Source organism: Streptomyces sp. NPDC007971, assembly GCF_042958635.1.
Taxonomy (GTDB): Bacteria; Actinomycetota; Actinomycetes; order Streptomycetales; family Streptomycetaceae; genus Streptomyces.
Map to the genome: position 1 here is coordinate 440,828 of NZ_JBIBJK010000004.1, position 25,135 is coordinate 465,962.

Here is a 25,135-nt window from a genome sequence, read left to right on the forward strand (position 1 = left end):
CGAGGAGCTGACCATGGACCAGGCGAACCCGTTCGAGACACCGCGCACCTACTCGCTGCACCGCGCCGAGTACCTGGTGGGCCTCGCCGTCACCACCGGCATGATCGTCTACCACTTCGGTGACATCCGCTGGCTGCCGGCGATCGGACTGTTCCTCTACATCGACCTGATCGGCTACATCCCCGGTGCCATCGCGTTCCGCAAGAGCGGCGGCCGGCCGATCCACAAGGCGTACTACGTCCTCTACAACGTCATGCACAGCCTCATCACGCAGGGCGCGGTGGCCGCGCTGTGGTGCTGGCTGGTCAAGCCCGAGTGGGCGCTGCTGGTGCTGCCGTTCCACCTGTTCGGCGACCGCGGTCTGTTCGGCAACTTCATGAAGTCCTTCGCGCTGCCCTTCGAGCCGGTGCGGCAGGAGGGCTATCTGCGCCTCCTCGACGACCTGGGCCTGGCCCATCCCAAGCCCGTGGGCCACGCGATGGAACCGGTGCCGGTCGGGCACGTCCCGGCACGGCCGGTGGTGCGCGAGACGGAGGCCGTGCGATGACCACCGCGACCGACGTCCGGCGGGCGGTCCGGCAGGACCCGGCCGAACGCCGCCGGGCCCTGTACCACCTGGCCTCCCCTGTGTCGGTGCTCACCACCGGCCCCGAGGAGCGGATGCACGGCACGACCGCGAGCACGGTCACGCTGGTCTCGCGCTCGCCCCTGCTGATCGGTGTGGTGCTGCGGGCGGGTTCGTCCTTCGCCCGGCTGGCCGCCGCCGAGGGGCGGTTCGCGATCAACGTGCTCGGCGGCGACCAGGCCGACGTGGCCCGGCGGTTCGCTGACAGTTCCCGTCCCGACGGCGCCGCGGCCTTCACCGGCCTGGCCTGGACGGCGGACCGGTACGCGCACGCCCCGCTGATCGCGGGCGCACTCGCGCACTACGTCTGCCGCTTCCACTCCGCGCACACGGCGGGCGACAGCGAGCTGCTGCTCGGCCACGTCGTCCGCGCCACCGCGGACGACGGGCTCCCCCTGTTCAGCTACGCCGGCGGGCTCTGCGCCGGCACCCTGCGCCCGGCGAAGGAGACCGCCGCATCATGACCGAACATCCGGTACCCGTAGCCCCCGAGGCCGACTGGGACAAGGCGCCCGGTCTGCTGGACGGCGCGAAGGAACTCACCCTCGGCCCCGAGGAGTGCGACCTCGCCTACTGGATCACCTCGGTGGCCCAGGGCACGCTGCGCGAGCGCGGGGTGACCGGCCACCACGAGAGTGCGATCACCCCGGACTTCCTCAAGGCGCCCGGCCCGCTGCGCGAGGCGCTGGTCCTGGAGTTCGGCTTCCGGGCCCTGGCGGAGGAGCTGGCCACCCGGCTGCTCGGCCACTACGTGTCCATCGCGCCCGGCATCCCGCAGATGGAGTTCTACGCCACCCAGCTGATCGACGAGGCCCGGCACGCCCGGGTCTTCCGCCAGCACCTGGTGGAGCTGGGCGTCCCGGCGAGCACCCTGCTCAAGGACATCGAGGAGATGGCCCGGGACTACCGGCGGCGGGTCCTGGACCCGGTGGTGGACTTCACCCTGGACATCGTCCGCGACCAGGCCGACTTCCCCGGCGGGGTCGCCGTGTTCGCCATCATCATCGAGGGCGTGCTCGCCCCGGCGGCCGAGCTGAGCGAACGCAAGTGGACCCCGCTCTCCCCCGCCACCGGCGAGATCTCGCGCGGCACCGCGATCGACGAGATCCGCCACCTCACCGTGGCCAGCACCATCCTGCGCGACCACGTGATCGAGCACCCGGAGTACAGGCCGAGGCTGCTGGAGATCCTGCGCTCGGGCGTGAAGCTGTGGGACGAGATCCCGGACCGGGAGTTCGTCATCCACCGCGAGGAACTGTTCCAGGAGGGCATGTTCCAGCACGCCGACCTGATCGGCGACTACGAGGTCTGGCCGGGCGTCCGGCTCCTCGACACCACCGCGGAGCAGCGCTACGACATGGCCGAGCGGTGGACCGACGAGATGGCCGAGGTCCGCATGAAGTACATGGGCCTGCCCGTCGAGGTCCTCGCCTCGGAGGCGGGCGCATGAGTACCGGGCAGGCGGCGGTCGTCACCGGCATCGGGTCGTACGTCCCGCCCAACCGGGTGACCAACGACGACCTGGCTGCCCGGCTCGACACCTCCGACGCCTGGATCCGGTCGCGCACCGGGATCGCCGAGCGGTACTTCGTCTCCCCGGGCACCTCCACCGGCGACCTGGCGGTGGAGGCGGGCCTGAGGGCGCTGAAGTCGGCGGGCGACGAACAGGTCGGGGCGGTGGTGCTGGCCACCACCACCCCGGACCAGCCCTGCCCGGCGACGGCACCGCAGGTGGCCGCGCGGCTGGGGCTCGGGGCGGTGCCCGCCTTCGACGTGGCGGCCGTCTGCTCCGGGTTCCTGTACGGGCTGGCCTCGGCCGGCGGGCTCATCGCGGCCGGGATCGCGGACCGGGTGCTGCTGATCGCGGCGGACGCCTTCACCACGATCATCAACCCCGAGGACCGCACCACCGCGGTGATCTTCGCGGACGGCGCGGGCGCGGTGGTGCTGCGCGCCGGCTCGCCCGACGAGCCGGGGGCCATCGGTCCACTGGTGCTCGGCAGCGACGGCGAGCTGAGCCATCTGATCGAGGTGCCGGCCGGCGGCTCCCGGCAGCGGTCCGGCGACCGGCCGGCGGCTCCGGAGGACCACTACTTCCGGATGATCGGCCGGGAGACCTACCGGCACGCGGTGGAACGCATGACAGCCGTCTCCACCGAGGCCGCCGAACGGGCGGGCTGGCTGCTGGACGACGTCGACCGGTTGGTGGCCCACCAGGCCAACGCCCGGATCCTGGACGCCGTCTCGGACCGGCTCGGCATCCCCGCGGAGCGGCAGCTGAGCAACATCGCGCGGGTCGGCAACACCGGCGCCGCCTCGATTCCGCTGCTGCTCGCCGAGGCGACCTCGGAGGGCCGGCTCACCGCGGGCCACCGGGTGCTGCTCACCGCGTTCGGCGGAGGCCTTTCGTGGGGCGCGGCCACGGTCGTCTGGCCGGAGCTGCAGACCATTTGACCGACCGTCAGTCACTCATATCGATTCAGCGGTACGCGGGGCGCGTACACCTTCGAAAGGATTCGACATGCTGGAGCAGCTCAAGGAAATCCTGTCCAACAAGCTCAAGGTGTCGCCCGAGGCCATCACTCCGGAGGCCACCAGGGAGGACATCGAGCTGGACTCGCTGGCCGTGGTGGAGCTGTCGCTGCTGCTGAAGTCCGAGCTGGACCTGGACATCAGCGACGACGACCTCCTGGAAGCCGAGACCGTGTCAGACATGGTCCGGCTCATGGAGGAGCGGAGCGCGACGGTCTGATGGCCGGCATGGACATCGCCGTCACCGGGCTCGGCCTGGTCACCCCGGGTGGGATCGGGGTCGGGCCGAGCTGGGCGGCGGTCTGCGACGGCAGGCCGGCCGCCGCCCTCGATCCGGTGTTGGCGGACAACCCCGTACAGATTTCCTGCCGAGTACCCGCCTTCGACCCCGAGACCCTGCTCAGTGCGCGGCGTGCGCACCGCCTGGACCGGTTCGTCCAGTTCGCGCTGGTCGCCGCGCACGAGGCGGTGGCCGACGCGGGCCTGGACCCGCAGACCTGGGACGGCGCGCGGGTGGGAGTGGTGCTGGGCTGCGCCGACGGTGGTCCGGGAACCGTCGAGAGCCAGCACCATGTGCTGCGCGAACACGGCGCCGAGCGCGTGTCGCCGCTGCTGCTGCCCATGCAGCTGCCGAACATGCTGGCCGGTCAGACGGCCATCGAGTTCGGGGCGACCGGACCCAACCTGGTGGTGGCGACGGCCTGTGCGTCGGGCGCGACCGCCATCGGGACGGCCCGGGACCTGCTGGCGCTCGGCCGGTGCGACATCGTGCTGGCCGGCGGCAGCGAGGCCATGATCACCCCGCTGGTCATGGCCGGGTTCGCGCAAATGGGCGCGCTGTCCAAGCGGCACGACGACCCCGCGTCCGCGTCCCGCCCCTTCGACGTGGACCGGGACGGCTTCGTCGCCGGCGAGGGCGCCGGGATCCTCGTGATGGAGCGGGTCGCGGACGCACGTGCCCGGGGCGCGCACGTCCACGGCCGGATCATCGGCTACGGCGCGACCGCCGACGCGCACCACATGACGTCGCCGCATCCGGACGGTGCGGGGATCGAAGCCGCGGTGCGGGCGGCGCTCGCCGATGCGGGTGCCGATCCGGACGATGTGCAGCACGTCAACGCGCACGGTACGTCGACGCCGCTGAACGATCTGTCCGAGGCCCGGATGATCCGGCGGACCCTGCGCGGGGATCCGCTGGTCACCTCCACGAAGGGAGTCACCGGTCATCTGCTCGGCGCCGCCGGCGCGGTCGAGGCCGCGTTCGCCGTGCTGAGCGTCGAGCACGAGGTCATTCCACCCGTCGCCAACCTGGTCATGCCCGATCCCCGGATCGAGATCAAGTTGGCCCAGACCGTCACCGAGATGCCGATCGACCTGGCACTGAGCAACTCGCTGGGTTTTGGTGGGCAGAACACGGCACTGGCGATCGCCCCCGCCTAGCGCTCCGCGTCAGGGCCGGTGGCTCGTCTGCAGGCCGGCTGTGGCTGGTCGCGCAGTTCCCCGCGCCCCTTGTCGGGCGGCTGCGCCGCCCATGCCGGGGCATCCCGACAGCCGTCCGCTGGTTCGCCGCGGACGGCTGTCCCCCGTTTCCCCTCCCTCTCCCCAAATCCCTTGAGAGTCCCTGGAGTTCCTCATGTCCACCAGTGGTTCCCCACCCCCGGCCCCTCGGCTCGGTACCGGGCACATTCTGTTTCTGATCGTCGCCGCGGCGGCTCCGCTGTCCGCCATGGTCGGCACCGTTCCTCTCGCGTTCGCCTTCGGTGACGGCGCGGGTGTGCCGGCGGCCTTCCTGTTCGCCGGGGTCACCCTGCTGTGTTTCTCCGTCGGGTATGCGGTCAGCGCCCGTCGCACCGGCGGTTCCGGCGGTTTCTACGCCTCCGTCGCCGACGGGCTCGGCCGGCCGCCCGCGGTCGCGGCCGGGTACGTCGCCCTGCTCTCCTACAACTGCGCGACCGTCGGACTGGCGGGCGCGCTCGGCTACTTCACCCACCTGGTGCTCGCCGCCCACGGGCTGACGGTGTCCTGGGAGTGGTGCGCGGCCGTCGGACTGGTCCTGACGGCCGTGCTCGGGTACCGGGAGATCGCGCTCAGCGCCCGGGTGCTGGCCCTGTTGATGCTCGGCGAGATCGGGGTGCTGGCCGCGCTGGACGTGGCGATCCTCGCCCGGCACGGCGTGCACGCACTGCCCGCCGCCTCCTTCTCGCCGCACGTCGCCGCCGGGCACGGCGCGGGTGTCTCGCTGATGTTCGCGTTCGTGTCCTTCATCGGCTTCGAGTCGGCCGCCCTGTACGGCAAGGAGGCGAAGGACCCGCGGCGCAGCGTGCCGCGCGCCACCTACGCGGCCGTCGTCCTGATCGCCGGCTTCTACGCCCTGACCAGCTGGCTCGCGGTCGGTGCCGTGGGCAGCGACCGGGTGCGCGAGGTCGCGGGCAAGCAGATGGGCGACCTCTTCTTCGTCCTCGGCGACGACTTCCTGGGCAAGGCGGGCAGCACCGGGCTGCAGATCCTGCTCTGCACCAGCCTGTTCGCGGCGACGCTGGCCCTGCACAGCGCCGCCAACCGCTACGCCCAGGTCCTCGCCGAGGACGGTCTGCTGCCCGCCGCGCTGGCCGCCGAGCACCCCCGGCACCGCTCGCCCCACCTGGCGAGCCTCGCGCAGAGCGCGCTGACCGCGGTGGTCGTGGCCGGTTTCGCCGTCGCCGGTCTCGACCCGTACGCCGATCTGACCACCAGCATGCTCGGCCTGGGCACCCTGGGCATCGTCGCCCTGCAGGCACTGGCCGCGCTGTCCGTCCTCGGGCTGCGGTTGCGCGGCCGAGGGCAGGGGCACTGGTGGCGGGACACCGTGGCCCCGCTGCTGGGCTTCGCGGGCCTGGCCGCATCCGTCTGGCTGGTGGTCGGCAACTTCGACATGCTCACCGGTTCGCCGTCCCGGGTGATCGCCGCCCTGCCCTGGCTGCTGCCGGCGGTGGCCCTGGGCGGCCTGCTGTACGCCGCCCGGCTGCGCTCGGCCCGGCCGGCGCGCTACCGCGGGCTCGGGCTCAGGCACACCGCCGTGCCGGACCTGCCGCCCGTCGTCCCCTCCGCCCTGTCAGGAGACCGCCATGCATGACGCCCAGCAGCTGATCGAGGCCGGCCCGGATGCCGTACGGCGCCTGGCCCGCCGCCGCTACGACCTGGACCTGGACGCCCTGACGGCCGCGCTGCGCGCCCGTGCGGCCACCCAGGGGGAGGTCACGCGGCTGCGTACCGAGCTGAACCGCACGGCCAAGGCCCGCCGTTCCGGTCCGCCCACCGAGGCCGAGAAGGAGGCCGCCCGGGCGCTGCGCACCGAGGTGCAGCAGGCGGAGGGTGCCGCCCGCACGGCCGCCGCGGAGCTGACCGACCTGCTGCTGGGCATCCCCAACCTGCCGCTGGACGCCGTGCCGGACGGCGACTCGGAGAAGGAGGCGGTGGAGATACGACGCGGCGGTCCGGCCCCGCGTCCGGCCGAGGGGGCCCGGCACCACGCCGAGATCGGTGAGGCGCTCGGCATCCTGGACTCCCCCGCGGCGGCCCGGCTCTCGGGTGCCCGGTTCAGCGTCGCGCACGGTGCCGGGGCGCGTCTGGAGCGGGCCCTCGGCGACTTCTTCCTGGACCTGCACACCCGCGAGCACGGCTACACCGAGCAGTCGGTGCCGTTCCTGGTCGGCCGCGACACCATGACGGGCACCGGGCAGCTGCCCAAGTTCGAGGAGGACCTGTTCCGCACCCAGGTCGGCGACCGGGAGCTGTTCCTGATCCCGACGGCCGAGGTGCCGCTGACCAACCTGGTGGCCGGACAGCTCCTGGACGCGCGGGCCCTGCCGTTCGCGTTCACCGCCCGTACGCCCTGCTTCCGCGCGGAGGCGGGTGCGTACGGCCGGGACACCCGGGGCGTGCTCAGGCTGCACCAGTTCGAGAAGGTGGAGCTGGTGCGGATCTGCTCCCCCCAGGCGGCCCAGGAGCAGCTGGACCTGATGGTCGCGCACGCCGAGGAGTGCCTGCGCCGGCTCGAACTGTCCTTCCGGACGGTGCTGCTGCCGGCGGGCGACATGGGCTTCTCGGCGCGGATGACGTACGACATCGAGGTGTGGCTGCCCGGTGGCGGCTCCTACCGGGAGATCTCCTCGGTGTCGGACTGCGGGACCTTCCAGGCCCGGCGCGCCGACATCCGGGTCAGGCAGGCCGACGGCCGCAAGACCCCGGCGGCCACCCTGAACGGCTCGGCCCTGCCGATCGGACGGACGGTGGCCGCGCTGCTGGAGCAGGGCGTCCAGGACGACGGTTCGGTACTGCTGCCCGAGGCCCTGGTCCCGTACACCGGGTTCCGGCGGATCCTGCCGGGCGGGGCGACCGAGTAACGCATCGCAAAGGGGCGGGGGTCGAGGCCATGGCCTCGACCCCCGCCCCTTTGCGGGCGGTGGCTCACGCGCCCATCATGTGCACCCCGCCGTCCACGTGGACGATCTCGCCCGTGGTGCGCGGGAAGAAGTCCGACAGCAGGGCGACCACGCCGCGGGCGGCCGGGTCCGGGTCGGTGAGGTCCCAGCCGGCCGGGGCCCGGTCGGTGGTCCAGACGTCGGCCAGGTCGGCGAAGCCCGGGATGGACTTGGCGGCCATCGAGCGCAGCGGTCCGGCCGCGACCAGGTTGCAGCGGATGCCCCGGCCGCCGAGGTCGCGGGCCAGGTAGCGGCTGGTGGACTCCAGGGCGGCCTTGGCGACGCCCATCCAGTCGTAGTGCGGCCAGGCGACGGCCGCGTCGAAGGTGAGCCCGACGACCGAGCCGCCGCGCCGCTCCAGCAGCGGCAGACAGGCGGTGGTCAGCGACTTCAGGGAGTACGCCGAGATGTGCACGGCCGTCGACACGTCGTCCCAGGTGCCGTCCAGGAAGGAGAAGGCGCCCTGGGGGCCGTAGGCGATGGAGTGCACGACGCCGTCGAGGGAGTCGGTGTGCTCGCCGAGCCGCCCGGCGAGGCTGTCCAGGTGGCCCTGGTCGGTGACGTCCAGCTCGATCACCGGGGCGGGCCTGGGCAGTTTCGAGGCGAAGCGCTCGATGAGGGTGAGCCGCCCGAAGCCGGTCAGCAGCACCTCCGCGCCCTCCTCCTGGGCGATCCGGGCCACGTGGAAGGCGATGGAGGCGTCCGTGACGACCCCGGTCACCAGGATCCGCTTGCCGGCGAGGAGGCCACTCATGCCGACACCTTCTTCGGCAGCGCGCTGACCAGCGGGGAGTCGTGGTCCTGGGGGCCGACGGAGCTGCCGCCGCCGGGCGCGCCGAGGTTCTCGAAGAAGGCGGCGTTGGAGGAGGCGTGGTCGTCGCCCCACTCCTCGGGCAGGTCGTCCTGGAAGTAGATGGCGTCGACCGGGCACACCGGTTCGCAGGCGCCGCAGTCCACGCATTCGTCGGGATGGATGTACAGGGCGCGGCGGCCCTCGTAGATGCAGTCCACGGGACACTCGTCGATGCAGGAACGGTCCTTGACGTCGACGCAGGGCAGTCCGATGACGTAGGCCATGCTCAACTCCTCGGTAAAATACGGTGGTTCACTTGAGCGGTGTGCCGGTGGTGCGCTCGCCGAGCGTCAGGACGGTGCCGGCGAGGACGGCCATGCAGGCGGCGATGACGCCGAACAGGGCGCCGGGGCCGTGCGCGTCCAGGACCGGCAGCAGCACGAACGGCAGTGCGGCGGCGCTGAGTTTGGACAGCGAGTAGGCGGCGCCGGAGGCGGTGGCGCGGATCGCGGTGGGGTACTGCTCGGACAGATAGACGTGCGAGACGCTGGAGAAGACGTTGCTGCACAGCGTGTAGGCGAACCCGCAGACGACGATCTGCGTCGCCGAGCCCGCGTAGGCGAAGCCGAGCCCGGCCACCACCATGGCGCTCGCCGACAGGGCGATCAGGGTGCGCCGTTCGATGCGGTCCACGACGGGCAGGGCGAGCGCGGAGCCCACCGGGTAGCCGAGGAAGGACAGCGCGGTGAAGCCGAGTCCCGCGACGATGCCGTAGCCCTTGGCGGCGACGATCTGCGGGGCGAGCGTGCCGAAGCCGTAGTAGCCGACGACCGAGAGCACGGAGAACAGCCAGAGCACCAGCGTGCGGCGGAGCATTCCGGGGCCGACGACGTCCCGCAGCCGGAAGCGGTCCGTGGTCGCGCCGGGCCCGGCCGGGGCGGGCGGATCCAGCGGCAGTCCGCGGCCCGCGGCCTCCGCCTCCATCTGCGACACCAGGTGTTCGGCCTCCGCAGTGCGGCCGGTCGCCGCGAGCCAGCGCGGGGACTCGATCAGCTGCCGGCGCAGCACCCACACGACGGCCGAGCCGAGTGCGCCGAGCACGAACAGCCAGCGCCAGCCGGCCACGCCCAGCGGGGTCAGCGGCACCAGCCACAGCGCGGCGAAACCCACCGCGGGCACTCCGCAGAAGGCGAGGGTGTAGGCCCAGGCGATGAAGCGGCCGCGCTTCTTCGCGGGCAGGACGTCGGCCAGATAGCAGTCGGACAGGGCCTGTTCGGCGCCGATGCCGATGCCGGCGAGGAAGCGGGTGGCGATCAGCCAGCCGGCGTTCGGGGAGAAGGCGCCGAGCAGGGAGAAGACCGAGTAGATGGCGAGGTTGATCAGGAAGGCCCGGCGCCGGCCGAACCGGTCGGCGATCCGGCCGAGCGTCAGGGAACCGATGAACTGGCCGACGAACACGGCGGCCAGGACGAGTTTGAGCGAGGTGGCACCGAAGCCGAAGCCGCTCTGCAGCACCTTGCCGATGGTGCCCGACAGGTTGTTCTCGAAGGTGTCGAAGAACAGGCCGACGCCGATGACCGCGGTGAGTCTGCGGTGCAGGGGAGTGATCGGCATGCGGTCCAGGCGGACCCCGATCGGGACGGGAGCGGCGACTTGGCCCGCCGCCGTGGTGGTCTGGGACATGGGGCTGGCTCCTTCGGAACTGCTGGGGACTGTTCGTACGCCGCTCCCGGGAAGGAACCGCCCGGGCCACCGACGGGCCCGGGCGTGCGGCCCGGGGGCCGGGGTGTGGGGGTGTGGGGGTGTGGGGGGTGTGGGGTGAGGGAGGGTGTGGGGGCATGGGGGTCCGGGCGGGGGACGGACGGGATCAGGCCGCTTCCATGGCCCGGCGCCGGATCTGCTCGTCCACGTCACCGCGCCGCACCGGCGCGCTGACCTCGTGCAGATAGGACGCGACCTCGCGGTAGGAGGCCCAGAACCCGACCTCGTGGTACGGCACCCCGCGCTCGGCGCAGTACTGCATGGTCAGCTCCCGGGCACGTCCCAGGTTCTTCTGCGGCATCGCCGGGAACAGGTGGTGCTCGACCTGGTAGTTGAGCCCGCCGTAGAGGAAGTCGACCAGCCAGTTGGGCCGGATGTTGCGGGAGGTGAGGACCTGGCGCTCCAGCCAGTCCAGGGTCTCCTCCTCGCCGTCGCGGATCTGCATGCCCTTGTGGTTCGGGGCGAAGATCATCCCGAAGTAGACGCCGAGGGCGGCGTGCTGGACGACGATGAAGGCGACCGCGAGCGCCGGGGACAGGACGGTGAAGACGAGGCCCAGGTAGACGGCGGCGCGCAGCAGGATCAGGAACGTCTCCAGCGCGGGCCGCTTGGTCTTGCCCTGGGCGATCGACAGGACCGCCGTCTTCAGCATCTTGAAGCCCTCGAGCACCAGCAGCACGAAGAACAGCACGCTCTGGTAGCGCACCACGATCTTCTGGGTGCCGGTGCGGCTCGGGTACTGCTTGATGTCGAAGATGGCGGTGCGCCGGCCGATGTCCGGGTCCATGTCCAGGTGGTTGGGGTTGCTGTGGTGCCTGTTGTGGTGGTTGACCCACCAGCCGTAGCTGACCCCGTTGACCAGGTTGGCGTGGATGTAGCCGACCGCGGAGGCGGCCTTCTTGCTGCGGAACATCGCCTTGTGGCCGGCGTCGTGCCACATGAACGCCGACTGGCCGCCGCACAGGCCCATCCACAGGGCCGTGACGAGCTGCCACCAGGAGTCGCCCAGCTCGAAGAAGGCGGCGAACCCGATCAGCAGCAGGGTGGTGTTGAGGGCCAGCCTGCCCACGTAGTACCGCGGGTCGAGGTCGAGGAGGCCTTCGGCCTTGATGCGTTTGAGCAGTTCGGCGAAGGTCGCCGAGGCGCCGGTGCGCTGTCCCGCGCCGGCTCCTGAGCCGGTGGCCAGGGCCCCGGCTTCCTGTATGTGCGGACGCTGCATGCGTAGCTCTCCTTGGGAGACGTGCCCGGATCGGGCGGCGGCGCCGCTGCCCCGCGGACCTGCGGGCGCCGCGAGTCGACAAGGCTCCCGCGTGCGGTCACCGTCGCGGGCGCATCCGCCCGGCGGACCCGGGCGACGGGGGCACAGTGCGGTACTCCCGGGCCCGGACCGCCGGGCGAACGTGTGTCCAGCGTTCCGTGGAACGCTGATGTGACACTGATGCCGGTCTGATCGGATGCGCGGTGCGCCTTCGGTGCCCGGCTCAGGCGGCCGCCCCGGCGCGCAGCCGCTCGTCGAGGGCGCGCACGACCGCGTCGGCGGCCTCGGCGACCGCCTCGTCGTCGGGTGCGCCGATGACGGCCATCAGCTGCTCGACCATGGCGTGCTGGAGTTCTTCGGTGGACTGGCTCATGGCGTGCTCTCCTGTCGGTGACGAAGGGTCAGAAGGCGTTGCAGGCGCGGAAGACGTGCGCGAAGCCGGGCAGCGAGGCCTGCGGCCCGTCGAAGGCGACGTACTCGGGAATCAGCACGTCGGGCGCCCACTTCTGCTTGTACGACAGCTGCGTCTGCGCCGGGTACAGCGCCGCGCCCTCGGCCCACAGGGCGTGCATCAGCCATTGGAACGCGGGGCTGTGGCCGTCGAGTTCGTGGCTCGCGTCCAGGCCGGTGAACGGCGTGAACCCGAAGTGCAGCCACTCGACACCCTCGGCCCGGAACACCTCGATGGCGTGCGCGTTGATGGCCTCCATCAGGCCCGGGGAGCCCTCGGGGATGCGGCGGCTGAGGTCGTGCATCCAGCCGGCCCGGCTGCCGTAGACCGGCGAGTACGAGATGTACGCGACCGGGGCGCCCTCGATGGTGCCGACGAAGAGCCGGCGGTGGGCCTGGGCGGGGCCGCCGATCTGGCCGACGAGGAACTCCAGTTGCTGGGCTCCGCCCTTGGAGCCGAGCCAGGCCTGGTCGATGGTGGCGATGGCGTCCTGCACGTCGGACGCGTCAGCCTCCTGGATCACCAGGCCGTTGCGCAGGGCGCGGGAGATCTTGTTGCGCAGCTGCATGAACTTGGTGCCGCGCAGGGTGAACTCGGCGAGGCCCACCGCCCAGGAGGCGCCGACCTGGTTGACGGTGAAGCCCCGCCGGGCGTAGCGCTCGGCGTCGGCGCGCTGAAGCTGGACGCCGACCAGGGTGAGGCCCTCGGCGCGGACATGGTCGCGGAAGGCGTCGAGGAGGGTTCCGTAGTCCTGCTCGGCGGCGAAGGGAGCGCCGAACTGCACGGCGAAGCGGCCGGTACGGCGGTAGACGACGACACCGTCCGCACCCGGGACGGTGAACGTACTGTTTCCGCTGTTGAGCGCCAGGAACGAACTCGGGTTCTCGCTTGCCGTGTGGGTGCGTATGGCATCGAGAACCGGGGTGTTCGTGACGGTTTCGGTGGTGGTGGCGGTCATTCCCGTACCCCTTTCGGGAGCGTATTCCATCGAGGGGAGTACAGCACCGACTGGACGTCCGGGAAAAGGGCCGAAAGGAATTCATTGCCTGCGTCAGAAGCGTGTCAGCATTCCGTCAGCGGATGCTGCCACTGTGGTTGTCGTGAACGGCACGGCAATCCCGGAGCCGGGAGCGAGGAGAGGTGCCCGGAGTGGCTGATCGGGGACCATGAGCATGTCTCGAGGTCGGGTCGGAAACGGCCCACGCAGGTTCAAATCCTGCCCTCTCCGCCACCGGCGGAGCAATGGCCGGAGCATCGTCGGACCGGAGTTCCGTGCGCGGTGACCTCTGATTCACCGACCCACCGCACGGAATGCACCATCCCACACCGGGACTGCGCCGAAGGCGGCTCAGGACCGGATTCCCAGGAACCGCCGGCGCCCCCCGTCCCGGCGGAGCAACCGCCCCGGCGGGCCGTCCAGGAGTCGACGCCCGCCGGGGCGCGGCGCGTTCGGTAACTCTTTATTTCACCGCTGCGCAACCCCAGAAAGAAATATCTCGCCAAGGAATTGCCACCAAGGGGGGAAGACATGCTGAGATTCGGCATTCTCGGGGCACTTCAGATACTCACGACGGCCGGCCCGGCGGACATCTCCGGCGACCTGCAGCGCACTCTGGTGCAGACCCTGCTGGTCAGCGAGGGCCAGCCGGTCTCCGGGGAGGGCCTGGCCGAGGAGATGTGGGGGGATGCCGCCCCCGACCACCAGGCCAACGCCCTGCAGGCGCACGTCAGCCGCTTACGCCGCAGGCTGCGCGAGCTGGAGCCGGACCGTCCGGCCTCCCGGCTCACCATCCACCCCTCCGGCTACCGGCTCAGCGTGGGTGAGGGCGAGCTGGACGCGGCCGAGTTCATCCGGGCGGTACGGCTCGCCGAGTCCGCCGGACCGGACGACGCCCCCCACACGGCGGGGCTGCTGCGCGAGGCGCTCGCGATGTGGCGCGGTCCGGTCTTCGGCGGGTTCGCGGCCGGGACCCTGTGCCAGCTGGCGGGCGCCCGCTACGAGGAGCACCGGATGCGCGCCATGGAGCTGCGCTTCGACGCCGAACTACGGCTCGGCCGGCACGCCGCCGTCCTCGCCGAGCTGGCCGAGGCGCACACCAACCACCCCCTGCGGGAACGGTTCTGCGAGCAGCTGATGATCGCCCTGTACGGCTCGGGGCGGCAGGCCGACGCCCTGGACGTCTTCCGCCGGATGCGCCGCCACCTCGACGACGAGCTGGGCATCCAGCCCTCCCCCGCCCTGCGCCGGGTCGAGAACGCGATCCTCTCCCACGACCCCGCCCTGACCGGCGACCTCCGTCTCCAGCCCGTCTGACGTGCGGCCGGTCCGGTCGGCGTAAGCGGTCCGTCAGCCACCGGTCAGCGGGCCTTGTCACGCTCACCGGACCAGTGGAACCGCGAGAACCGACGTCCAGTCACTTCATCCAAGCAGGGGGAGACATGAGGTCCCGTGTCGAGGAACTGGCCGGCCTACGCGAACGCGTGCTCGCCGGCCCGAGCGCCAAGGCGACCGCCGCGCAGCGGGCCAAGGGCAAGCTCACCGTGCGCGAACGGATCGGCCTGCTTCTCGACGAGGGCTCGTTCCACGAGGTCGAGCCGCTCCGGCGGCACCGGGCCAGTGGTTTCGGCCTGGAGGAGAAGAAGCCGTACACGGACGGTGTCGTCACCGGCTGGGGCACGGTCGAGGGCCGTACGGTCTTCGTCTACGCCCACGACTTCCGGATCTTCGGCGGCGCGCTGGGCGAGGCCCATGCCACCAAGATCCACAAGATCATGGACATGGCCATTGCGGCCGGTGCCCCGCTGGTCTCCCTCAACGACGGCGCGGGCGCGCGCATCCAGGAGGGCGTCACCGCCCTCGCGGGCTACGGCGGCATCTTCCGCCGCAACACGGCCGCGTCCGGGGTCATCCCGCAGATCAGCGTGATGCTCGGCCCGTGCGCGGGCGGCGCGGCCTACAGCCCCGCCCTGACCGACTTCGTCTTCATGGTCCGCGAGACCTCGCAGATGTTCATCACCGGTCCGGACGTGGTCAAGGCCGTGACCGGCGAGGAGATCACCCAGAACGGGCTCGGCGGCGCGGACGTGCACGCGGAGACCTCGGGCGTGTGCCACTTCGCCTACGACGACGAGGAGACCTGCCTGGAGGAGGTCCGGTACCTGCTGTCCCTCCTCCCCCGCAACAACCGCGAGAACCCGCCCGCGGTGCCCTGTGACGACCCGGCCGACCGCCGCTGCGAGGCGCTCGCCGATCTGGTGCCCGTCGACGGCAACCGGCCCTACGACATGGCGAAGGTCATCGAGGAGATCGTCGACGACGGCGAGTACCTGGAGGTGCACCAGCGCTGGGCGCGCAACATCATCTGCGCGCTGGCCCGCCTGGACGGCCAGGTCACCGGGATCGTCGCCAACCAGCCGCAGAGCCTGGCCGGTGTGCTGGACATCGAGGCGTCCGAGAAGGCGGCCCGCTTCGTGCAGATGTGCGACGCGTTCAGCATCCCGATCGTCACCCTGCTCGACGTGCCCGGCTTCCTGCCGGGTGTCGGCCAGGAGCACGGCGGCATCATCCGGCACGGCGCGAAGCTGCTGTACGCCTACTGCGACGCGACCGTGCCCCGGATCTCCCTGATCCTGCGCAAGGCCTACGGCGGCGCCTACATCGTCATGGACTCCCAGTCGATCGGCGCCGACCTGACCTACGCCTGGCCGACGAACGAGATCGCGGTGATGGGCGCGGAGGGCGCGGCCAACGTGATCTTCCGCCGGCAGATCGCCGAGGCCGACGACCCGGAGGCCAGGAGGGCCGAGCTGGTCAAGGAGTACAAGGCCGAGCTGATGCACCCGTACTACGCGGCCGAACGCGGCCTGGTGGACGACGTCATCGACCCTGCCGGGACCCGGTCCGTCCTCATCGCCGCGCTGGCGATGCTCCGTTCCAAGCACGCCGAGCGCCCCACCCGCAAGCACGGCAATCCCCCTCAGTGAAGGAGGCCCCGATGTCCCCGACGTCCCCCCTGTCACCTGCGCCCCCCGCATGCCTCACCGCCCCCATCCGCGTCGAGAAGGGCGAGGCCACGGACGAGGAGCTGGCCGCGATCGCGGTGCTGCTGCTCAGCCGCAGCGCCCTGGCCGGGAACGGCGCCGAGGCCGCGTCCCCCGGCACCACCTCCTGGCGTCCGCACGCCTTCCACGCGCCGCACAGCTGGCAGAGTTCCTGACCCCCCGCGGCCGCACGGCGGCGGCCCGGCACGCACCGGTGTGCCGGGTCACTCCGAGGGAGACCGGCTCACTTCTGGGTCAGCTTCACGTCCTGGTCCTTGACGGCGTGGAAGGCCGGCACCACCAGAAGGCCGCCGGGACGCAACTCCGTGACCGTGGCCTGCACATGGGCCTTGCCGGCCTTGACCGGGTTCGGCGTGATCCTGCCGGAGTTCTCCCAGCGGTGTTCGGCTCCGTCGCACTGGGCGACGGAACCGCCGATGCCGTGCTGGACGCCGGGTTCGTCCTGAGCGATCGAGGAGCTGACGAAGGCCGGCCCGGTGGCCCCGGTACAGCGGTAGGTGCCGGACAGGGTGATCGTGCCGTCCGGGGCGATCCGGCCGGCCGGGTCGACGGTGACGGTCTCGGCCGAGTCGGCGGCGGCCGGGCCGACGGCGGTCCACAGCAGGGCCGTGGCGCCGAACACGGCGGCGAGGGCGGGGCGTACGGGCATGGAATGCCTCCCGGTTCCGTGGGGGTGAAGCCTCCACTGGTACCGGCTGGCCCCGCCGCCGGGCGTGACCGTCACTCCATCGGTGGCGCGTCATGGAACCGTCCGGGAGTTGTCCGCAAGTTGTCACGCTTCACCGCAGGCGGTTCCGGGGTGTTCACGACAGGAGGATGGTCTGGGTGTGCGGGGCCGCGGCCGAACCCGTCGGCCCCCCTCACATCCGATGTGGAGGTGCGCCATGTGCTCCTACCGAACCTCGTGCTCCGCGTCCGACCCCGGTACCCCGCACCCCGTGGCCGCCCACCCCGAGCAGGGCTGGACCCTGCTGTGCGACGGCTCGATCGTCTTCGACGACACCGGGGAGCTGCACCCCGACGGCAGCGTGGTCCCGCCGCGCCGGGTCCCGGCCGGGCGGCTCCCCGTGGCGGCCTGACACCGGCTACGGCAGCACCGCGAAGCCGTCCAGCTCCACGAGCGCCTGCTCGTCCCACAGCCGTACGACCCCCACGACCGCCATCGCCGGATAGTCCCGCCCGGCCAGCTTCCGCCAGATGCGGCCCAGTTGGCGGGCGTGGGTGCGATAGTCGGCGACGTCGGTCGCGTAGACGGTGACCCGGGCCAGGTCGGCGGGGGTGCCGCCGGCCGCGCCGAGCGCCGTGAGCAGGTTGGCGAGCGCCGTCTCGAACTGCTCGGGCAGGGTGGCGCCGGTGACCTTGCCGTCGGTGTCGAGGGCCGTCTGGCCCGCCAGGAAGACCACGCGGGAGCCGGCCGCGACGACGGCGTGCGAGAACCCCGTGGCCGGGGAGAGCCCGGGCGGGTTGATGCGCTCGGTCGTCACCGGGCCTCCCCGTTGTGTGTCATGGCGTACAACTCCTTCGCGATGATGCCCCGTTGGACCTCACTCGCCCCCTCGTAGATCCGTGGGGCGCGGACCTCCCGGTAGAGGTGTTCGAGAAGATGGCCGCGGCGCAGGGCGCGGGCGCCGTGCAGCTGGACGGCGGCGTCGACGACGTACTGGGCGGTCTCGGTGGCCAGCAGCTTGGCCATCGCGGCCCGTCCCGGCACACCGGGGGCGCCGTCGTCGTAGGCGGTCGCCGCCGCGTACACCATCAGCCGGGCCGCCTCCGTGCGCAGGGCCATCTCGGCGACCTGGTGGGCCACGGCCTGGAGGTCCATCAGCTTGCCCCCGAAGGCGTCCCGCCCGCGGGTGTGCTCCACGGTGGCGTCCAGCGCCGCCTGGGCCATGCCGACCGCGAAGGCCCCGACGCTGGGCCGGAAGAGGTTGAGGGTGCCCATGGCGACGGCGAACCCGCGGTCGGTCTCCCCCAGCACGTCGTCCGCGGTGACGGGTACGGCGTCGAAGTCGAGGGCGCCGATGGGGTGCGGCGAGATCATCTCCAGGGCGGAGCCGGTCAGTCCGGGCCGGTCGGCGGGGACCAGGAAGGCGGTCACCCCGCGGGCTCCGGCGCCCGGGGTGGTGCGCGCGAAGACGGTGTAGAAGTCGGCCTCGGGGGCGTTGGAGATCCAGCACTTGGCACCGGTGAGCCGCCAGCCGTCGGTGCCGTCCGGCTCGGCGGCGAGGGCGAGGGCGGCCGCGTCCGAGCCCGCCTCCGGCTCGCTCAGCGCGAACGCGGCCACCGCTCTGCCGTCGGCCACCCGGGGCAGCCAGTGCTCGCGCTGGGCGGCGCTGCCGTGCGCGTGCACCGGGTGGGCGCCCAGCCCCTGAAGGGCGAGCGCGGTCTCGGCCTCGGTGCAGGCCCGGGCCAGGGACTCCCGCATCAGGCACAGATCGAGGGCACCGGAGGTGAACAGGCGGGTGAGCAGCCCGAGGTGGCCGAGTTCGGCGAGCAGCGGCCGGTTGACGCGGCCGGGCTCGCCCTTGTCGGCGAGCGGGCGCAGCCGCTCGGCGGCCAGGGAGCGCAGCTCGGCACACCAGGCGGCCTGCTCCGGTCCGAGTGAGAATGCGGTCATCTGCCGGTCCTCCCTCCGAGGCGGATCGCCGTGACCCGTCCCCGTCGCCCTCCGACGTTATCGCGCACAGTTGACTGCCGTCACCAACACGATACGCTCGATGTGCGAGCCCACCAGGACGCCCGTGGTCATCAGGACGCCCGTCTCGACGCTTGTCACGGCAAGGGGGCGAACCGCCATGCACGTCTCGGCCCACGTCGACACCTTCGCGCGCGACCATCTGCCCCCGCCCGACGAGTGGCCCCGGCTGTGCTTCGACCTGCCGGAGCTGAACTACCCCGAACGGCTCAACTGCGCCGCCGAACTCCTCGGCCACGCCGGGGCCGCCCGCCCCGTCTTCCACACCCCGGACGGCCCCACCTGGACCTACGGCGAGCTGCGCGCCCGCGTCGACCGCATCGCCCATGTCCTCACCGCCGAGCTGGGCGTCGTACCGGGCAACCGGGTCCTGCTGCGCGGTCCCACCACCCCCCAGCTGGCCGCGTGCTGGCTGGCCGTGCTGAAGGCGGGCGCGGTCGCGGTCACGGTGCTCGCCCAGCAGCGTCCGCACGAACTGGCCACCGTGTGCGAGATCGCCCGGGTCCGGCACGCGCTGTGCGACATCCGGGCCGTGGACGACCTCGCGAAGGCCGAGACACCCGGGCTGCGCATCATGACGTACGGCGGTGACGGCCCCGACGACCTGCTGCACCGGCCGGCGCCCGGCACCCCGTTCCCCGCGGTCGACACCGCCGCCGACGACATCGCCCTGATCGCGTTCACCTCCGGCACCACCGGCCGCCCGAAGGGCTGCATGCACTTCCACCGGGACGTGCTGGCCATAGCCGACACCTTCTCCCGGCATGTGCTGCGCCCCCGCGCCGACGACGTCTTCACCGGCAGTCCCCCGCTCGGCTTCACCTTCGGCCTGGGCGGTCTGGTGATCTTCCCGATGCGGGCCGGTGCCAGTTCCCTGCTCCTGGAGCACGCCGGGCCCCGGCAGCTGCTGCCGGCGATCGCCGGGCACCGGGTCTCGGTCCTGTTCACCGCACCGACGGCCTACCGGGCGATGCTCGACGAGCTGGGCGGGTACGACCTCTCGTCGCTGCGGCGCTGCGTGTCGGCCGGCGAGAACCTGCCCGCGGCCACCTGGCGGGCCTGGCACGAGCGCACCGGCATCCGCATCATCAACGGCATCGGCGCCACCGAGCTGCTGCACATCTTCATCTCCGCGGCCGACGAGCGGATCAGGCCCGGCACGACGGGCGTCCCGGTGCCGGGCTGGCAGGCGCGCGTGCAGGACGCGGCCGGCAAGGAGCTGCCGGACGGCGAGCCGGGTCACCTCGCGGTCCGCGGCCCGGTCGGCTGCCGCTACCTTGCCGACCCCCGGCAGCGGGAGTACGTGCGCGGCGGCTGGAACGTCACCGGCGACACCTACGTCCGCGAAAGCGACGGCTACTTCCGCTATGTGGCCCGCGCCGACGACATGATCATCTCGTCCGGGTACAACATCGCCGGGCCGGAGGTCGAGGACGCGCTGCTGCGCCACCCGGACGTGGTCGAGACGGCGGTGATCGGACGGCCCGACGAGGCGCGCGGCCAGGTGGTGGTGGCGTACGCCGTGCTGCGGGACGGCGCCCGGCGCGACCCCGAGGCGCTGCGCGCCTTCCTCACCGGCGAACTCGCTCCCTACAAATGCCCGCGCGAGTTCGTCTTCCTCGACGCGCTCCCCCGCACGGCCACCGGGAAGCTGCAGCGGTTCCGTCTGCGCACCCAGGGTGACCAGCAGTGATGCCGACGACCTAAAATGATCAACGTGTCCGAGCAGCACGCCCCCAGGTCCCTCATCGTCACGCTCTACGGGGCGTACGGCCGTTCCCTGCCCGGCCCGGTGCCCGTCGCCGAGCTGATCCGGCTCCTGGCCGCGGTCGGGGTGGACGCGCCGTCCGTGCGGTCGTCGGTGTCCCGGCTCAAACGGCGGGGCCTGCTGCTGCCGGCCCGCACCGGGAGCGGCGCGGCCGGCTACGGACTCTCCCCCGAGGCACGCCAGTTGCTGGACGACGGCGACCGCCGCGTCTACGCGAGCGCACCCCCCGGGGACGAGGGCTGGGTCCTCGCGGTCTTCTCCGTCCCGGAGTCGGAGCGCCAGAAGCGGCACGTGCTGCGCTCCCGGCTGGCCGCTCTGGGCTTCGGCACGGCCGCGCCCGGGGTGTGGATCGCCCCGGCCCGCCTGTACGAGGAGACCCGGCACACCCTGCGCCGCCTGCGCCTGGACCCGTACGTCGACTTCTTCCGCGGCGAGCACCTCGGCTTCGCCCCCACCCCCGAGGCCGTCGCCCGCTGGTGGGACCTGACCGCGATCGCCAAGGAGCACGAACGCTTCCTGGACGCGCACGCCCCCGTCCTCAACGCCTGGCAGCACCGCGCGGACACCCCGCCCGAGGAGGCCTACCGCGACTACCTCCTCGCCCTCGACTCCTGGCGTCACCTCCCGTACACCGACCCCGGCCTCCCCACCCCCCTGCTGCCGGCCGGCTGGCCCGGGGTGCGCTCGGCGGAGGTGTTCCGGGCGCTGCACGAGCGGCTGCGGGACGCCGGAGCCGGGTTCGTGGGGGTGTGAGGGTGCCGAGGGGCCGGGACGGTCACACGCAGCAGGAGCAGTACAGCCGCGCACCGGCCGCCCTGGCCCGGCGGGCCATCGCCACGAACGTACGGACGCTCTCCTGCGCGTCCAGGTAGTCGGCGAAGCGGATCTCCTCGATGTCGAACCACTGGAGCGCGAGCATGGGCACCGCGTCCTCGACGACCCCGGCGAGGGTGTCCCGCCAGTTGTCGGGAAGCTCCTGGAGGATGCGGTCGCTGTCCCAGGGGGACGCCGTGCCCGGCGCCGGCTGCCGGCCGTAGGGCCACTCCACCGGGTCGGGCCAGACCAGTTCCGGGTCCTCGACGCTGCCGAACGGTATGCCTGCGGCGAAGGAGACCAGCTTGCCCAGGACGACGTTCGGGTCCAGGCCCTTCACCTCCAGCCGGTCCGCGCACTCCGCGTCCAGCGCCCCGCCGTGCAGCCAGTCCCCGTCCGGGCCGATCGCCCAGTCGACCGCCGTGGCCCGGTCGGCCGCCCAGAAGTAGTCGTACACCACGCTCATGATCTCTCCGTCGTCTCGCCGTCTCGCACGCGAGTACAGCAGACGGGCCTCAGCCGCCGAGCGTCAGGCGGGGTTTGGGGGCATCGGTACGTCCCGTCCGGGGGCGGCGGCTGCCCGCCCGGTAGGGGACGGGCCAGGTCACGGCGGGGCCCTCGTACCCCTGCTCGGCGGCCGCGTGCAGGGTCCAGTGCGGGTCGTAGAGGTGGGGGCGGGCGAGGGCGCACAGGTCCGTGCGTCCGGCCAGGATCAGGGAGTTGACGTCGTCCCAGGAGGAGATCGCGCCGACGGCGATCACCGGGATGCCTGCCGCGTTGCGGATGCGGTCGGCGAACGGCGTCTGGTACGACCGGCCGAACGCGGGCTGTTCCTCGGCCACCACCTGCCCGGTGGACACGTCGATCGCGTCCGCGCCGTGCGCGGCGAAGGCCCGGGCGATCTCCACCGCGTCCTCGGCCGTGGTGCCGCCCTCGGCCCAGTCGGTGGCGGAGATCCGGACGGTCATGGGCCGCTCGTCCGGCCACACCCCGCGGACGGCGTCGAAGACCTCCAGCGGGAACTTCAGCCGTCCCTCCAGGGAGCCGCCGTAGGCGTCGGTGCGGTGGTTGGTGAGCGGGGACAGAAAGCCGGAGAGCAGGTAGCCGTGGGCGCAGTGCAGTTCGAGCAGGTCGAAGCCGGCCCGGGCGGCGCGCCAGGCAGCCGCGGCGAACTGTTCGCGGATGTCGGTGAGCTGGGCGCGGGAGAGCTGACGCGGGGTCTGGCTGCCCGGCCGGTAGGGCAGTGCGGAGGCGGCCACCAGCGGCCAGTTGTCCTCGGGCAGCGGCTCGTCCATGCCCTCCCACATCAGCCTGGTGGAGCCCTTGCGGCCGGAGTGCCCGAGCTGCACGCCGATCGCCGTGCCCGGCGCCTGGGTGTGCACGAAGTCGGTGATCCGCTTCCAGGCCTCGCCCTGGCGTCCGGTGTAGAGGCCGGTGCAGCCGGGGGTGATCCGGCCCTGCTCGCTCACGCACACCATCTCGGTCATCACCAGGCCCGCCCCGCCGAGGGCACGGGAGCCGAGGTGGACGAGGTGGAAGTCGCCGGGGACGCCGTCCACGGCCGAGTACATGTCCATCGGGGACACGACGACCCGGTTGCGCAGGGTCAGTCCGCGCAGCCGGAACGGCGTGAACATCGGGGGCGTGCCGGCCGGGCAGCCGAACTCGCGCTCGACGGCCCGGGTGAAGCCGGCGTCGCGCAGCCGGAGGTTGTCATGGGTGACGCGGCGGCTGCGGGTGAGCAGGTTGAAGGCGAACTGGCCCGGCGGCTGGTCGAGATACAGCCGCAGGTCCTCGAACCATTCGAGGCTCGCCCGGGCGGCACGCTGGGTGGAGGTGACGACGGGTTTGCGCTCCTCCTCGTAGGCGGCCAGCGCCGAGAGGATGTCGGGCTGCTCCTCCAGGCACGCCGTCAGGGCGAGCGCGTCCTCCACGGCGAGCTTGGTGCCCGAGCCGATGGAGAAGTGGGCGGTGTGGGCGGCGTCGCCGAGGAGGACGACGTTGCCGTGCGACCAGCGCGCGTTGACCACCGTGCGGAAGGTGGTCCAGGCGGACTTGTTGGAGCGCAGCAGGCGTCCGCCGAGCGTCTCCGCGAAGATCTTGGCGCAGCGCTCCACCGATCCGGCCTCGTCCAGGTCCTCGAAGCCTGCCGCCCGCCAGACCTCCTCGCGCATCTCGACGATGACGGTCGAGGCGTCGGCCGCATAGGGATAGCCGTGCAGCTGCATCACGCCGTGCTCGGTCTCGGCGATCTCGAAGCGGAAGGCGTCGAAGGCGACGTCGGCGGCGAGCCAGATGTAACGGCAGCGGTGCGTGGTCACCTGGGGGCGGAACACCTGGGCGTAGGTCTCGCGGGTGGCGCTGTTGACGCCGTCGGCGGCGACGACCAGGTCGTGGCTCTCGGAGAGCCGGCCGGGGTCCGGTGCCTCGGTGCTGAAGCGGAGCTGCACGCCCAGGCTGCGGCAGCGGTCGTGCAGGATCTCCAGGAGCCGCTTCCTGCCGAGTGCGGCGAAGCCGTGTCCGCCGGAGCGCCGGCACACGCCGCGGTGCACGATGTCGATGTCGTCCCAGCGGGTGAAGTCCTTCTGCAGGGCCTCGTAGACCACGGGGTCGGCGTGTTCGATGCCGCCGAGGGTCTCGTCGGAGAGGACCACTCCGAAGCCGAAGGTCACGTCGGGGGCGTTGCGTTCCCAGACGGTGATCTCCCTGGTGGGATCGAGCCGTTTCAGGAGCGCCGCGGCGTAGAGGCCGCCGGGGCCTCCGCCGATGATCGCGATGCGTCGGGGGTGGCCCGTGTCGTTCTGCGGGTGCGGGTGCGTGGCGGCTTGTCGCGCGGTTCCCCGCGCCCCGGAGGTCGGTTCAGCCGAGGTCGGCACAGAAGGTCACCTCCCCCGCCACTTCGGCGGGCGCTTCTGCGTGAACGCCGCGTGGAACTCCGCGTAGTCCTCGCCGTTCATCAGGAGGGCCTGGGTCGAGGCGTCGAGTTCCACCGACGCGGCGAGCGGCATGTCCAGCTCGGCCGTCAGCAGGGCCTTCGTCTGGGCGTACGCCAGGGCCGGGCCGTCGGCCAGGCGGCGGGCCAGGGCGGCGGCCGCCCCGTCCGCGCTGCCCTCCTGCGTCAGCTCGCTGATCAGGCCGATCCGCTCGGCCTCGGGTGCGCGTACCGGATCGCCGAGCATCAGCAGGCGGGTGGCGTGGCCGAGGCCGACCACCCGGGGCAGCAGGTAGGCCGCGCCCATGTCGCCGCCGGACAGGCCGACGCGGGTGAAGAGGAAGGCGAACCGGGCCGTGGGGTCCGCGACCCGGAAGTCGCAGGCGAGGGCGAGTACGGCGCCCGCGCCGGCCGCCACGCCGTGCACGGCGGCGATCACCGGGAACGGGCACTCCCGGATCGCGCGCACCACCTGTCCGGTCATCCGGTTGAAGTCGAGCAGCTGGGCGGTGTCCAGGGCGAGGGTGGCGCCGATGATCTCGTCCACGTCGCCGCCGGAGCAGAAGCCGCGCCCCTCGCCGGCCAGCACCAGGGCGCGGACCGACCGCTCCCGGGACAGCTCGGCGAGCAGGTCGCGCAGGTCGGCGTAGGCGCCGAAGGTGAGGGCGTTGAGTTTGGCGGGGCGGGCCAGGGTGACGGTGGCGACCCCGTCGGCGAGCTCGACCCGCAGGTGTTCCCACTCGGGGGTACGGGCGGCGGAGCCGGTGAAGGGACTCATGACGTGCGGCCTCCTAGGGGGGCGGTGCCTCACGTTGCGCTGTCCCATGACGCTATCACCCGTTTGTGACTGTCGTCACGAGGGCACGACAACGGTGTGCCCGTGTGGCCGGGTCCCGTCACGCGCGTCACCGATCGTCCACAGCGCGGTAACAGTGGCGACGGCCATGCGAGGCGGGCCGTTCGGCGGGGTAGGCCGACCGGTAGC

26 protein-coding genes and 1 pseudogene are annotated in these 25,135 nt (G+C 72.3%); 15 read left to right on the forward strand and 12 right to left on the reverse strand.

The window, feature by feature from the left end; genetic code table 11:
• The first annotated feature begins 13 nt into the window (after positions 1 to 13).
• The 8 genes from ACFZCP_RS11025 (at position 14) to serS (ending at position 7,539) form a co-directional block, all read left to right on the forward strand.
• The gene (locus ACFZCP_RS11025) at positions 14 to 547 is read left to right on the forward strand and encodes a hypothetical protein (RefSeq protein WP_362700868.1); all 534 of its coding nucleotides are present in this window, start codon (positions 14 to 16) and stop codon (positions 545 to 547) included.
• Positions 544 to 1,089, forward strand: coding sequence for a flavin reductase (locus ACFZCP_RS11030; protein WP_391426083.1), 546 nt, complete (start codon positions 544 to 546; stop codon positions 1,087 to 1,089). Before ACFZCP_RS11025 ends, ACFZCP_RS11030 begins: the two co-directional genes overlap by 4 nt.
• Positions 1,086 to 2,075: a VlmB-like protein gene (locus ACFZCP_RS11035; protein WP_362700864.1), complete on the forward strand. Its 990-nt coding sequence runs from the start codon at positions 1,086 to 1,088 to the stop codon at positions 2,073 to 2,075. The genes ACFZCP_RS11030 and ACFZCP_RS11035 overlap by 4 nt, the downstream gene beginning before the upstream one ends.
• A complete protein-coding gene (locus ACFZCP_RS11040) occupies positions 2,072 to 3,079 on the forward strand; it encodes a beta-ketoacyl-ACP synthase 3 (RefSeq protein ID WP_391426085.1) in 1,008 nt (335 codons plus the stop codon). Before ACFZCP_RS11035 ends, ACFZCP_RS11040 begins: the two co-directional genes overlap by 4 nt.
• Positions 3,080 to 3,146: 67 nt before the next feature.
• Positions 3,147 to 3,377, forward strand: coding sequence for a phosphopantetheine-binding protein (locus ACFZCP_RS11045; RefSeq protein ID WP_362700860.1), 231 nt, complete (start codon positions 3,147 to 3,149; stop codon positions 3,375 to 3,377).
• A complete protein-coding gene (locus ACFZCP_RS11050) occupies positions 3,377 to 4,597 on the forward strand; it encodes a beta-ketoacyl-ACP synthase II (RefSeq protein ID WP_391426087.1) in 1,221 nt (406 codons plus the stop codon). Before ACFZCP_RS11045 ends, ACFZCP_RS11050 begins: the two co-directional genes overlap by 1 nt.
• Before the next feature lie 193 nt (positions 4,598 to 4,790).
• The gene (locus ACFZCP_RS11055) at positions 4,791 to 6,269 is read left to right on the forward strand and encodes an amino acid permease (RefSeq protein WP_391426089.1); all 1,479 of its coding nucleotides are present in this window, start codon (positions 4,791 to 4,793) and stop codon (positions 6,267 to 6,269) included.
• Positions 6,262 to 7,539: a serine--tRNA ligase gene (serS, locus tag ACFZCP_RS11060; RefSeq protein WP_391426091.1), complete on the forward strand. Its 1,278-nt coding sequence runs from the start codon at positions 6,262 to 6,264 to the stop codon at positions 7,537 to 7,539. Before ACFZCP_RS11055 ends, serS begins: the two co-directional genes overlap by 8 nt.
• 64 nt (positions 7,540 to 7,603) lie before the next feature.
• Here the strand turns inward: serS and fabI are convergent, their stop codons facing one another.
• The 6 genes from fabI to ACFZCP_RS11090 form a co-directional block, all read right to left on the reverse strand.
• The gene (fabI, locus tag ACFZCP_RS11065) at positions 7,604 to 8,371 is read right to left on the reverse strand and encodes an enoyl-ACP reductase FabI (RefSeq protein WP_391426093.1); all 768 of its coding nucleotides are present in this window, start codon (positions 8,369 to 8,371) and stop codon (positions 7,604 to 7,606) included.
• On the reverse strand, positions 8,368 to 8,694 hold the full coding sequence (gene fdxA, locus ACFZCP_RS11070; RefSeq protein WP_362700850.1) for a ferredoxin: 327 nt from the start codon (positions 8,692 to 8,694) through the stop codon (positions 8,368 to 8,370). Before fdxA ends, fabI begins: the two co-directional genes overlap by 4 nt.
• 28 nt (positions 8,695 to 8,722) lie before the next feature.
• Complete coding sequence (locus ACFZCP_RS11075; RefSeq protein WP_391426095.1) at positions 8,723 to 10,093, reverse strand: MFS transporter; 1,371 nt, start codon at positions 10,091 to 10,093, stop codon at positions 8,723 to 8,725.
• A gap of 184 nt (positions 10,094 to 10,277) precedes the next feature.
• Positions 10,278 to 11,390: a fatty acid desaturase gene (locus ACFZCP_RS11080; RefSeq protein WP_391426097.1), complete on the reverse strand. Its 1,113-nt coding sequence runs from the start codon at positions 11,388 to 11,390 to the stop codon at positions 10,278 to 10,280.
• A gap of 262 nt (positions 11,391 to 11,652) precedes the next feature.
• Positions 11,653 to 11,802 carry a hypothetical protein gene (locus tag ACFZCP_RS11085; protein WP_362700844.1) on the reverse strand — a complete coding sequence of 50 codons (150 nt, stop codon included), beginning with the start codon at positions 11,800 to 11,802 and terminating at the stop codon, positions 11,653 to 11,655.
• Between the two features lie 28 nt (positions 11,803 to 11,830).
• Positions 11,831 to 12,838, reverse strand: a complete 1,008-nt coding sequence (locus tag ACFZCP_RS11090; RefSeq protein ID WP_391426099.1) for a phosphatidylglycerol lysyltransferase domain-containing protein — start codon at positions 12,836 to 12,838, stop codon at positions 11,831 to 11,833.
• Between the two features lie 176 nt (positions 12,839 to 13,014).
• Between ACFZCP_RS11090 and ACFZCP_RS11095 the strand changes: the two are divergent.
• From ACFZCP_RS11095 to ACFZCP_RS11110, 4 genes and pseudogenes are all read left to right on the forward strand, one after another.
• A pseudogene (locus ACFZCP_RS11095) lies at positions 13,015 to 13,111 on the forward strand.
• Positions 13,112 to 13,408: 297 nt separating this feature from the next.
• On the forward strand, positions 13,409 to 14,194 hold the full coding sequence (locus ACFZCP_RS11100) for a BTAD domain-containing putative transcriptional regulator (protein WP_391426101.1): 786 nt from the start codon (positions 13,409 to 13,411) through the stop codon (positions 14,192 to 14,194).
• A gap of 125 nt (positions 14,195 to 14,319) precedes the next feature.
• Positions 14,320 to 15,864, forward strand: coding sequence for a carboxyl transferase domain-containing protein (locus ACFZCP_RS11105; protein ID WP_391426103.1), 1,545 nt, complete (start codon positions 14,320 to 14,322; stop codon positions 15,862 to 15,864).
• 11 nt (positions 15,865 to 15,875) lie between these two features.
• Entirely contained in the window at positions 15,876 to 16,097 is a 222-nt protein-coding gene (locus ACFZCP_RS11110) for an acyl-CoA carboxylase epsilon subunit (RefSeq protein WP_391426105.1), read from the forward strand.
• Positions 16,098 to 16,165: 68 nt separating this feature from the next.
• Here ACFZCP_RS11110 and ACFZCP_RS11115 read toward each other — a convergent pair whose 3' ends face one another.
• Positions 16,166 to 16,591 carry a DUF6299 family protein gene (locus ACFZCP_RS11115; protein ID WP_391426108.1) on the reverse strand — a complete coding sequence of 142 codons (426 nt, stop codon included), beginning with the start codon at positions 16,589 to 16,591 and terminating at the stop codon, positions 16,166 to 16,168.
• Positions 16,592 to 16,826: 235 nt separating this feature from the next.
• Between ACFZCP_RS11115 and ACFZCP_RS11120 the strand changes: the two genes are divergently transcribed.
• Complete coding sequence (locus ACFZCP_RS11120) at positions 16,827 to 17,021, forward strand: DUF5999 family protein (RefSeq protein WP_362700371.1); 195 nt, start codon at positions 16,827 to 16,829, stop codon at positions 17,019 to 17,021.
• 6 nt (positions 17,022 to 17,027) lie between these two features.
• Here ACFZCP_RS11120 and ACFZCP_RS11125 read toward each other — a convergent pair whose 3' ends face one another.
• Complete coding sequence (locus ACFZCP_RS11125) at positions 17,028 to 17,426, reverse strand: RidA family protein (RefSeq protein ID WP_362700369.1); 399 nt, start codon at positions 17,424 to 17,426, stop codon at positions 17,028 to 17,030.
• Positions 17,423 to 18,559, reverse strand: a complete 1,137-nt coding sequence (locus tag ACFZCP_RS11130) for an acyl-CoA dehydrogenase family protein (protein ID WP_391426111.1) — start codon at positions 18,557 to 18,559, stop codon at positions 17,423 to 17,425. The genes ACFZCP_RS11125 and ACFZCP_RS11130 overlap by 4 nt, the downstream gene beginning before the upstream one ends.
• Before the next feature lie 178 nt (positions 18,560 to 18,737).
• Here ACFZCP_RS11130 and ACFZCP_RS11135 point away from each other — a divergent pair, with 178 nt between their 5' ends.
• Together ACFZCP_RS11135 and ACFZCP_RS11140 are read left to right on the forward strand one after the other, a co-directional pair.
• The gene (locus tag ACFZCP_RS11135) at positions 18,738 to 20,330 is read left to right on the forward strand and encodes an AMP-binding protein (RefSeq protein ID WP_391426113.1); all 1,593 of its coding nucleotides are present in this window, start codon (positions 18,738 to 18,740) and stop codon (positions 20,328 to 20,330) included.
• A 15-nt stretch (positions 20,331 to 20,345) separates the two neighbouring features.
• Positions 20,346 to 21,158, forward strand: a complete 813-nt coding sequence (locus tag ACFZCP_RS11140) for a PaaX family transcriptional regulator C-terminal domain-containing protein (RefSeq protein WP_391426115.1) — start codon at positions 20,346 to 20,348, stop codon at positions 21,156 to 21,158.
• Positions 21,159 to 21,180: 22 nt separating this feature from the next.
• Here ACFZCP_RS11140 and ACFZCP_RS11145 read toward each other — a convergent pair whose 3' ends face one another.
• From ACFZCP_RS11145 to ACFZCP_RS11155, 3 genes are read right to left on the reverse strand one after another with little or no spacing between them, the layout of a single operon-like run.
• Positions 21,181 to 21,684 (reverse strand): hypothetical protein, encoded by a 504-nt coding sequence (locus ACFZCP_RS11145; protein ID WP_391426117.1) that lies wholly within the window; start codon positions 21,682 to 21,684, stop codon positions 21,181 to 21,183.
• A 49-nt stretch (positions 21,685 to 21,733) separates the two neighbouring features.
• The gene (locus tag ACFZCP_RS11150) at positions 21,734 to 24,094 is read right to left on the reverse strand and encodes a bifunctional salicylyl-CoA 5-hydroxylase/oxidoreductase (RefSeq protein ID WP_391426119.1); all 2,361 of its coding nucleotides are present in this window, start codon (positions 24,092 to 24,094) and stop codon (positions 21,734 to 21,736) included.
• A gap of 6 nt (positions 24,095 to 24,100) precedes the next feature.
• Positions 24,101 to 24,928 (reverse strand): enoyl-CoA hydratase family protein, encoded by an 828-nt coding sequence (locus ACFZCP_RS11155; protein WP_391426122.1) that lies wholly within the window; start codon positions 24,926 to 24,928, stop codon positions 24,101 to 24,103.
• Between the last annotated feature and the right edge of the window lie 207 nt (positions 24,929 to 25,135).

Bases quoted from the DNA above. Each gene is read 5' to 3' on its own strand.
- ACFZCP_RS11030 (WP_391426083.1), top strand. From the start codon at position 544: ATGACCACCGCGACCGACGTCCGGCGGGCGGTCCGGCAGGACCCGGCC.
- ACFZCP_RS11090 (WP_391426099.1), bottom strand. From the start codon at position 12,838: ATGACCGCCACCACCACCGAAACCGTCACGAACACCCCGGTTCTCGAT.
- ACFZCP_RS11120 (WP_362700371.1), top strand. From the start codon at position 16,827: ATGTGCTCCTACCGAACCTCGTGCTCCGCGTCCGACCCCGGTACCCCG.
- ACFZCP_RS11135 (WP_391426113.1), top strand. From the start codon at position 18,738: ATGCACGTCTCGGCCCACGTCGACACCTTCGCGCGCGACCATCTGCCC.
- ACFZCP_RS11145 (WP_391426117.1), bottom strand. From the start codon at position 21,684: ATGAGCGTGGTGTACGACTACTTCTGGGCGGCCGACCGGGCCACGGCG.
- ACFZCP_RS11105 (WP_391426103.1), top strand. From the start codon at position 14,320: ATGAGGTCCCGTGTCGAGGAACTGGCCGGCCTACGCGAACGCGTGCTC.
- ACFZCP_RS11140 (WP_391426115.1), top strand. From the start codon at position 20,346: ATGATCAACGTGTCCGAGCAGCACGCCCCCAGGTCCCTCATCGTCACG.
- ACFZCP_RS11050 (WP_391426087.1), top strand. From the start codon at position 3,377: ATGGCCGGCATGGACATCGCCGTCACCGGGCTCGGCCTGGTCACCCCG.
- ACFZCP_RS11085 (WP_362700844.1), bottom strand. From the start codon at position 11,802: ATGAGCCAGTCCACCGAAGAACTCCAGCACGCCATGGTCGAGCAGCTG.
- ACFZCP_RS11110 (WP_391426105.1), top strand. From the start codon at position 15,876: ATGTCCCCGACGTCCCCCCTGTCACCTGCGCCCCCCGCATGCCTCACC.
- ACFZCP_RS11155 (WP_391426122.1), bottom strand. From the start codon at position 24,928: ATGAGTCCCTTCACCGGCTCCGCCGCCCGTACCCCCGAGTGGGAACAC.
- ACFZCP_RS11130 (WP_391426111.1), bottom strand. From the start codon at position 18,559: ATGACCGCATTCTCACTCGGACCGGAGCAGGCCGCCTGGTGTGCCGAG.
- fdxA (WP_362700850.1), bottom strand. From the start codon at position 8,694: ATGGCCTACGTCATCGGACTGCCCTGCGTCGACGTCAAGGACCGTTCC.
- ACFZCP_RS11075 (WP_391426095.1), bottom strand. From the start codon at position 10,093: ATGTCCCAGACCACCACGGCGGCGGGCCAAGTCGCCGCTCCCGTCCCG.
- ACFZCP_RS11025 (WP_362700868.1), top strand. From the start codon at position 14: ATGGACCAGGCGAACCCGTTCGAGACACCGCGCACCTACTCGCTGCAC.
- ACFZCP_RS11080 (WP_391426097.1), bottom strand. From the start codon at position 11,390: ATGCAGCGTCCGCACATACAGGAAGCCGGGGCCCTGGCCACCGGCTCA.
- serS (WP_391426091.1), top strand. From the start codon at position 6,262: ATGCATGACGCCCAGCAGCTGATCGAGGCCGGCCCGGATGCCGTACGG.
- ACFZCP_RS11040 (WP_391426085.1), top strand. From the start codon at position 2,072: ATGAGTACCGGGCAGGCGGCGGTCGTCACCGGCATCGGGTCGTACGTC.
- ACFZCP_RS11055 (WP_391426089.1), top strand. From the start codon at position 4,791: ATGTCCACCAGTGGTTCCCCACCCCCGGCCCCTCGGCTCGGTACCGGG.
- ACFZCP_RS11035 (WP_362700864.1), top strand. From the start codon at position 1,086: ATGACCGAACATCCGGTACCCGTAGCCCCCGAGGCCGACTGGGACAAG.
- ACFZCP_RS11100 (WP_391426101.1), top strand. From the start codon at position 13,409: ATGCTGAGATTCGGCATTCTCGGGGCACTTCAGATACTCACGACGGCC.
- ACFZCP_RS11045 (WP_362700860.1), top strand. From the start codon at position 3,147: ATGCTGGAGCAGCTCAAGGAAATCCTGTCCAACAAGCTCAAGGTGTCG.
- ACFZCP_RS11115 (WP_391426108.1), bottom strand. From the start codon at position 16,591: ATGCCCGTACGCCCCGCCCTCGCCGCCGTGTTCGGCGCCACGGCCCTG.
- fabI (WP_391426093.1), bottom strand. From the start codon at position 8,371: ATGAGTGGCCTCCTCGCCGGCAAGCGGATCCTGGTGACCGGGGTCGTC.